Origin of the sequence: Cyanobium sp. T1B-Tous (assembly GCF_024345475.1) — a bacterium.
In the GTDB taxonomy this organism is placed as follows: Bacteria; Cyanobacteriota; Cyanobacteriia; order PCC-6307; family Cyanobiaceae; genus Cyanobium_A.
Genome location: NZ_JAGQBE010000094.1, coordinates 1 through 6,767, shown reverse-complemented (window position 1 = coordinate 6,767; position 6,767 = coordinate 1). Strand labels below are relative to the sequence as shown.

General features: G+C 62.0%; 8 protein-coding genes and 1 pseudogene. 3 read left to right on the top strand and 6 right to left on the bottom strand.

The genetic code is table 11. The features are described 5' to 3' along the window. The 3 genes and pseudogenes from KBY71_RS14065 to KBY71_RS14055 all read right to left on the bottom strand — a co-directional run. Positions 1-257 (bottom strand): annotated as a pseudogene (locus tag KBY71_RS14065) (IS5/IS1182 family transposase); the annotation flags it as partial. A gap of 239 nt (positions 258-496) precedes the next feature. Further along, positions 497-1,345, bottom strand: a complete 849-nt coding sequence (locus tag KBY71_RS14060; RefSeq protein ID WP_254929520.1) for an IS5 family transposase — start codon at positions 1,343-1,345, stop codon at positions 497-499. A gap of 124 nt (positions 1,346-1,469) precedes the next feature. Next, the gene (locus KBY71_RS14055; protein WP_254929519.1) at positions 1,470-1,715 is read right to left on the bottom strand and encodes a hypothetical protein; all 246 of its coding nucleotides are present in this window, start codon (positions 1,713-1,715) and stop codon (positions 1,470-1,472) included. Positions 1,716-1,873: 158 nt separating this feature from the next. Between KBY71_RS14055 and KBY71_RS14050 the strand changes: the two genes are divergently transcribed. Further along, complete coding sequence (locus tag KBY71_RS14050) at positions 1,874-2,992, top strand: hypothetical protein (RefSeq protein ID WP_254929518.1); 1,119 nt, start codon at positions 1,874-1,876, stop codon at positions 2,990-2,992. On the opposite strand, the gene KBY71_RS14045 is transcribed toward KBY71_RS14050, so the two are convergent. After that, on the bottom strand, positions 2,946-3,473 hold the full coding sequence (locus KBY71_RS14045; RefSeq protein WP_254929517.1) for a hypothetical protein: 528 nt from the start codon (positions 3,471-3,473) through the stop codon (positions 2,946-2,948). The genes KBY71_RS14050 and KBY71_RS14045 overlap by 47 nt on opposite strands. Between KBY71_RS14045 and KBY71_RS14040 the strand changes: the two genes are divergently transcribed. Together KBY71_RS14040 and KBY71_RS14035 are read left to right on the top strand one after the other, a co-directional pair. Beyond that, positions 3,472-4,479 carry a glycosyltransferase gene (locus tag KBY71_RS14040; RefSeq protein ID WP_254929516.1) on the top strand — a complete coding sequence of 336 codons (1,008 nt, stop codon included), beginning with the start codon at positions 3,472-3,474 and terminating at the stop codon, positions 4,477-4,479. The two genes, KBY71_RS14045 and KBY71_RS14040, sit on opposite strands and share 2 nt — an antisense overlap. After that, positions 4,476-5,021, top strand: a complete 546-nt coding sequence (locus tag KBY71_RS14035) for a hypothetical protein (RefSeq protein ID WP_254929515.1) — start codon at positions 4,476-4,478, stop codon at positions 5,019-5,021. Before KBY71_RS14040 ends, KBY71_RS14035 begins: the two co-directional genes overlap by 4 nt. Here the strand turns inward: KBY71_RS14035 and KBY71_RS14030 are convergent. Both KBY71_RS14030 and KBY71_RS14025 read right to left on the bottom strand, forming a co-directional pair. After that, positions 4,973-6,292 (bottom strand): tetratricopeptide repeat protein, encoded by a 1,320-nt coding sequence (locus tag KBY71_RS14030; RefSeq protein ID WP_254929514.1) that lies wholly within the window; start codon positions 6,290-6,292, stop codon positions 4,973-4,975. The genes KBY71_RS14035 and KBY71_RS14030 overlap by 49 nt on opposite strands. 113 nt (positions 6,293-6,405) lie before the next feature. Further along, positions 6,406-6,767: glycosyltransferase family 2 protein (locus tag KBY71_RS14025; RefSeq protein WP_396095540.1), on the bottom strand; the 362-nt coding region annotated here is incomplete at its 5' end.

Below are 6,767 nucleotides of genomic sequence, written 5' to 3'. Positions count from 1 at the left end.
TCTTTGATCTGCTCAACGAGTTCTTCATCCGTGAGCCCCAAGCGGGCTTTGATGATCAAAGCTCCCAGCGCCATGCGAAATGGCTTCGCTGGAGCACCAAACCCCTTGCAGAACTTGGATGCATAGTCATCTTCCAATTCGTCCCACGGGATCAGCTCGGCGAGCTTGATCCAGCGGTTGTCGCCTGAGAGTTGTCCACCAAATGGCAGGAAGAAATCCTTGAACGAGAGCTGATCACGATGCTCGCGCCGATACATGTGGAAAACTCTGGGCGGTTTTTGGGCGCAAATGGCCCCATTTGCGTACATTTCACCGCCCGAAACTGCTCAGATCCATTGCGGCGCAACTGGTCTGGCTTTATTCAGGAGGCCCTGATTAAGTCGCTGGAATCAAGCTGATCAGCTGCGGCGTCTGGAATTTGGGACATGGAGGTAAGCCGTTCCCGCCGACCAAAGCCAATGCTGTCAGGCCCCGCCAGCACGCCATGGACACACTTTTAGGCGGCCCTGGCTAAGAGGGTGATTGCGCGAGCCCTTTTTATGGATGCGACTTCAAACCCACCTAGGCTCAGCAGATCTTCAATGCACTCGCCTGCATAGGCAGAATCTGCCCAGACATAATCATCATGATTTTCCGGATCCAGGAGCATTGGAAGCATCTGACTGTCATGAATATTGGCTGGAGTCACGATAAAGCGTCTGATAAAACTGTGCTCGGCATCAATGCAGATACTGTTCTTGTAGCAGTAGTGATTGATCCCATTCTTTTTCAGCCAGCGGGCATATAAATCCTTCTGCTGCAAACGATTTGGGTTTTCATCCCATCCATCCGGTAGGCGATCAGCCTTGATACCTTTGTTTTCTTCTCGGTTATTACGTTGCTTTGGAACAGGAACAAGAGTGGCATCAATGATTTGACCACCACGGGCTTCGAGGCCCTGGTCTCTCAGGTATCCCTCAAACATCTCAAAAAGCTCTTCGATTACACCAGCCTTGCGCAGGCGCTCTCTGAAGAAAGCCACAATTGTAGCATCAGGGATATTATTCATTACACCAAGGCCGGCAAACTCCTCGAAGGAACGACGGTCATGTACTTGGAATTCGACCTCTTCATCGCTTAAATTGAATAGTTGCTGGAGCATCGGCTTCTTGAAAAGAATCAGTGGATCTATCCGTTTGCGGCCAGCATTGCTTTTGCGCTCCTGGCTGTAGCCCTTATCCAGTAAAGGGCGGAATGTTTCCCAAGGAATCGATTCAGTAAGATGCGTCAGGATAGGCTTCTTCTCTTGGAGCTTTGCAACTCTTTGTTGTTCGTCCCAGAAACCTCGCTGGCCAACGAAAAGCATGTAATCTTGAAGCCTTGGTATAATTTAAGTTCGGTCGCTATCAAGTGGTCTTGCGATTTTTCGAGGTGCCCACAAGATGGGCCTTATATGCTGCACTTTCCTTCAGAGATATGCCACGTACTACCTACGATTGTGGCGGACTAGGACGCGAAAACCGCCCGAGCACAAATCCCGCGGCCACTCCCACCAAACCACCCTGCAACTGCCACAACTGCTTGCGGTAACGCCAGGGCAGCCCACCCAACTGAATCCCCACCACCAGCAGCACCAGCACACTGATCAACGCCACAGCGCCTCCAGATCCGGCAAACCCCGTCGTCTGAGCAGATGAACGCTCACGCGTGAGCTTCAGCTCGGGTTTGGTGGCCATAACGTGATTGCCCGCAATCCCTCCAGTCTGACTGGTGCACATAAAGTTTGGGAATGGCTGCCTTCACTCTTTGCGCCGGCATCAGGGCCGCCCAAGCGGGGGCTGTTGAGGGGCCCCAACGACTACGCCGAGCAGCTGCCAATTGGGACTCGCTCGATGTGGATCAGTTACTGATCGGGGAGAGCGATCTGCCGCCACAGCCCCAGCGGCAGGTTCTCGCCGATGTGGCCACCAACGCCAACGACGATCCCTGCCTCCGTGAGCTCTTGCGTTGCTGCGCCGAACAAACCCGACAGGATTGGCTGCTGTTTACCAGCGCCGATGCCCTACTCAGCACTGAATTCTGCGCCAACCTGAGCGCGTTGTGCAGCAGCATCACCAACAACCGCAAACGGTTGCTGGTGGGCCGTGCCTGGCGCCTCAGCGACAACCTGCTCGACGGCCTCGAGGCTTGCCAGCTCCCTCCCACGGCAGAAGGGCTCACAGCCCTGATCAACGCCCACGGCTACCTCGATCCCGCCGGTCAATTCAGTTGGGCCCTCTTGCCGCGCGGTGTATTGCAAGCCGCTCCCGTCGGGCTGGGCTGCGATCCAGCCGAGGTGCTGCCATGGCTGATCAGCAGTGCCCAGACCCTGGGCTGGCCCAGCCTCGATTGCACGGCAGCGGCACCGTTGGCAGCACCCTTGGCAGCGGCCGGTCATACCGCTGCCAGCCATACGCCAACAGCTGCCTGCAAGGCGCTGTGGCCGGGAAGCGAGCAGGCCCCAAAACTCAGCCTGCTGCTGGCTGCACCGGAATCCCAGCTGCAACAGCTCGCAGACAGCCTCTGCCCAACCCCATCGCTGCCCTGGGAAGTGGTGGCGCGCCCAGCCGATCCCTCCGACGGTGCGGGTGCCGTGGCCGCAGCCTGGGCCAGTGCTCTCGAGGTCGCGCAGGGGCATCTCGCCTGGCCGATCACCACGGCCCTGCCACCATTGGCACTGCTGCCTGCAGTGCTGCGCTGCTTCGACACCGGCGGCGTGGATCTGCTGCAACTGGGCTGGCAGCTGGGCAGCCAGCCCATGCCCGTGCGTGAGCCCAACCATCAAGAGCCGGGCTGTCTGGTGGCACAAACGGCCTGGCTCCGGCGAGTGATGACGGCCCTGCCACACCAGAGCAGCCCCGCCGCAGCCCTGCTCTGGATGAGGCAGCAGGCTGAGCGGCGTGGTGCGTGCACCGCCAGCCTGCCGCTCACCGCAATCCAGCGCAGCGACGTAGGCGCTGCCATCGCCGTCTGAAATCAGCATCACGCTCCAGCAGCGGCTGATGCTCCCGTTCCAGTGCCTCCAGGAGCTGCTGGCGTTGTTGATCCAGTGGGTATTGGTCCAGCACATGGAGCAGCCATCGCAGCAACTCCGCTCCGTAGCCGCAATCCAGCAGCTGGCGAACCAGCCACTGCCACTGCGGTTGTTCGTGCCAGCGCACCGCGGGCAACAGGCTCAGCTCAGCCAGGGCAAACGCCACCTGCGGACTGAAGCGCAATCCCAGGCTCTGCATCCAGACGCGCTGAGCAGCCGCACGATCGCCCTCCGCACGCAACAGCTCACCCTGGCGCTGAAGTACCAGAGCGCGCTGCAGAGGCTGGAGGGAGTCAGTCAGCAAAGCGCGGGCCGTGACCGCTGCGGCGGCGCGATCGCCCTGCGCCAGCTGCTCTTGCAATGCTTGAAACTGTTGTAAGCGCTCCGCGGCTGCATTGACCGACACATCAGCTGCATTCATGGGTCCAATTCAGATGCTGGCAGCTGAGCCATCCCATGGCAGCAGCGCCCTGAAACTCAGCCAATTGTTTCGCTACGCCCGGGCCGACGGCCAGCGACGGGCACAGATCTGGATGCCGAAGCAGGTTGCGCTACCGCCCCATTCACCTTGGCTTCCCTTGCTGGAAGAGGGCTGGATCAGGCAACAGCCCCACCCCAATCCAGCGCTGGTGCTGGTGAGTGATGCCGCTGATTGGCGCGCTGCCGATCGGCTGTATGGCACCAGCACCTCGCGACCGCGGCTGCAGGTGTTTTGGGGTGGCGACCTGCGCTGCTGGGGGCACGGCGCTCTGACGCGGCCGGCGATCCGGGTGGCGCTGGGCGAGGCCGTGGCCCAGCAACTGGCTGCTGGCCAACGGCTGCGCGAGCCGATCCACACCCTGCCGATGGCACTTGACCCGGAAGACCTGCCAGCCCCGGGCCAAGCCACAACCGATCAGGAGGTACTGCTGCTCGCCAGCACCAATGCCACCCTGGGCCTTGCGCTGCAGCAAAGCCTGATCCGCCGCGGTGTGCGCTTCCGCAGCGAACTCAGCCCCTGGCCCATGACGCAGTGGCAAAGCGCACTGGCTGCTGCTCCTGTGGTGGTTGTGCTCGCCCCGCCCCCAGGGGAGGCCAGCTTCGGGCTGCGGCGATTAGCCGCAATGGCGCTGCGCGTTCCGCTGGTCTGCGAGCAACGACTGCTCAACGACCAGCTCTGCCGCGATGGCCGCAACTGCCTGCTGCGCCCCAGCAACCCCGAGGCCCTTGCCGACGCCGTGATCAGCCTGCTGGATCCGAGCGGGGTGGGGCTGCGGCGACAGCTTGTGGACGGCGGCCTGGCCACCCTGGTGAGGCACCGCCGAGCCAGAGAGCGCCTGGAATTCGAGCAACTGCTGGATCAGCACCAACAGCACTGGCACCAAGCGCTCAGCTGCCATTCTGATCTCAAGACGGCTTCCCGCAGCCCTGCGCCCAGCTCCCCATGACAAGTCCTCTCTGGCACCAGACAGCCGAGCAACTCCTGCGGGCTGAGCGGCTGCTGCAGCACAGCGTGAACAGCCTGGATCAGGCGGCCGTGGGCCGCCGTCGCGAGCGCGATCGAATCGCCCTTGAGCTCGAACAGCTCCTAAACCCCCTCGCAGACCTAAGCCAGGGCCTCACACGCCTGATTGAAGAGATGGCCGGCGGCCGTCAGGACAACCGACTGCAGCGCTGGCAGGGGCAACTGCAGCAGTTGCTCAGTCCACTGGATCTAGGACGGCAGATGCTGGAAGAACTGGTGATCCAGCTTGACCAACCCCTGGACCAACCCCCGGACCAACCCAGCCGCGATTCCCGCGATCACCAGAAACGCTTGCAGCTGCAGCAATTGGTGGCGCTGCGCCAGAAACAGGTGATGCAGATGCAAGCCGAAGTGAGATCGTTGCAACAGCAGTTGTTCGCTGCCACCTCACAGGAACGACCAGCCGTCGATGCCCCTCAAGGTCCCGAAGGCGACGCCATCAGCACGCCCAGCATTTTCAGCTGAGCTTCGAAACGATCAAGCTGCGCCCGGAACTGATCCAGCTGCGTTGCCGCTGAATCTGGCGCTGTTGACAGGCCGGATTCGGCAGCCTCCACCAGGGCTTGCGGCCCAAGGCTGGCCAGCAGATCCAGGCGAGCCAGCGCGTCTGCATGCCCCGGAGAGCTCTCGAGGAGCTGGCGGTAACACTCCGCAGCTGCCGCCCACGCCCCGCGCTTCAGCTCCGTTTCAGCTCGCCACCAGAGCTGCTCAAACCTCGCCTTCTCCAGCATCTCAGCGATCTCGTTGTTGTTGGGCTCGAGCGCGAGCGCATTGGTGAAGGAGGCCATCGCCGACGACCAGTCACCCAAACGCAGGGCCACCACCCCCAGCAAGCGGTGCGCCGTGGCTTGAGCCGGCTGCAACGCCAGGCAACGCTCCAGCCACTGCTGGGCAGCCTGCTCATCGCCGCGGCCTAGGGCCACCTCGGCCCGGGCGAGCAGCAACTCCACCACCCCGCAGGATTCCGGATCCGCAGCCAGCGGCGCCAGCACGAGATCAGCCCGCAACCAGAGCTGCTGGCTCAGCAGAGCCCGCACCAGCAACAGTGTCAGCGGCAGGCGCTCCTGAACACCGGCTGCCACCTGTGGATCACTCAGCAGGGGCTCCAACTGAGCAATCAACAAATCTGGCTCGCCGCGGCGCTGACGCAGCTGGGCCAGGCTGAGGTGAACCCGCCCAGCTTGGGGCTTGGCTTTCAGGATCTGTTCGAGCACAGCCTCTGCTTCGGCAAAGCGTCCGGCCTCCAGGTGTTGCTGCACCAACTGCAAAGCCCGAGTCAGCTCCTGGGCAGAGGCTCCCGAGGCGAGCTGGGGAACCGCCTCACCCAGGGCCCAGGGGTCGTCGATCACTCCCAACGACCGCCGCAGGGCATCGGAATTGCCCACCCTGCGCTCCGCCTCCTCCAGCACCACCCGCGCCGCATCCGGTGCCCCACGCAGGCGCTGCAATGCAGCCAGGGCGAGGTAGGGCTCCGGCCGACTGCTGAACCGCTGCGTGAGATGACGCCAGAGGGTTTCAGCCTGAGCCAATTCGCTGCGGGCCTCATAGCTCTGCGCGAGCCGTTGCCAAAGGCCCCAGTTCTCGCCATCACGCTGCAGAGCCTGCTTACACAGCTGCTCCACCCGGGGCCACTGGTTGGCCAGCTCGGCCTGCTGCAGCTCCTCCAGGATGGGCGCCAGCCAATCATCGAGCTGCTGTCTGAGGGCATCGCCCGGACTCGAATGCTCTGTGCTCATCAACTGCTCAGGAAATCGATCGGGAGGGGGGTATCAGGCGAAACTGGCCTGCCAGGCGAGACTGAGCTGCCAGGCGAGACGAAACTGGCAAGACGAGATTGTTGAGGCCAGCTTCAATCTTTCCACTCGGCCAACCATTGCCGCAGCCAGGTGCCACGCGGATCGTGGCGAAGTCGGCGATGGCTGAGATACCAGAGTCTGTTCAAAGCGAAGCTGGATCGGTTGTGCGATGCAAAATCGGCATCGCTAGTGATCGTGAGGCTGTGCTCGCGGTTGCTAGCCGCCATGCGCGCCTGCAGATCGGCCGCTTCAGGCCAGCAAATCCAGGAATCGGCCCGCAACCGGTCGCGAAAGTCGAGGTCTTCGCAGTAGGCCGGGAAAAAACCCGGATCAAAAAGACCCACGCGATCCCAACAGGCTGCCGTGATCCAAAAAGCCGAAAACTCCTGAGGGGCGGGCAGCAGGGGCAAAAACT

Bases quoted from the DNA above. Each gene is read 5' to 3' on its own strand.
- KBY71_RS14060 (WP_254929520.1), bottom strand. From the start codon at position 1,345: ATGCTTTTCGTTGGCCAGCGAGGTTTCTGGGACGAACAACAAAGAGTT.
- KBY71_RS14055 (WP_254929519.1), bottom strand. From the start codon at position 1,715: ATGGCCACCAAACCCGAGCTGAAGCTCACGCGTGAGCGTTCATCTGCT.
- KBY71_RS14040 (WP_254929516.1), top strand. From the start codon at position 3,472: ATGGGTCCAATTCAGATGCTGGCAGCTGAGCCATCCCATGGCAGCAGC.
- KBY71_RS14045 (WP_254929517.1), bottom strand. From the start codon at position 3,473: ATGAATGCAGCTGATGTGTCGGTCAATGCAGCCGCGGAGCGCTTACAA.
- KBY71_RS14035 (WP_254929515.1), top strand. From the start codon at position 4,476: ATGACAAGTCCTCTCTGGCACCAGACAGCCGAGCAACTCCTGCGGGCT.
- KBY71_RS14030 (WP_254929514.1), bottom strand. From the start codon at position 6,292: ATGAGCACAGAGCATTCGAGTCCGGGCGATGCCCTCAGACAGCAGCTC.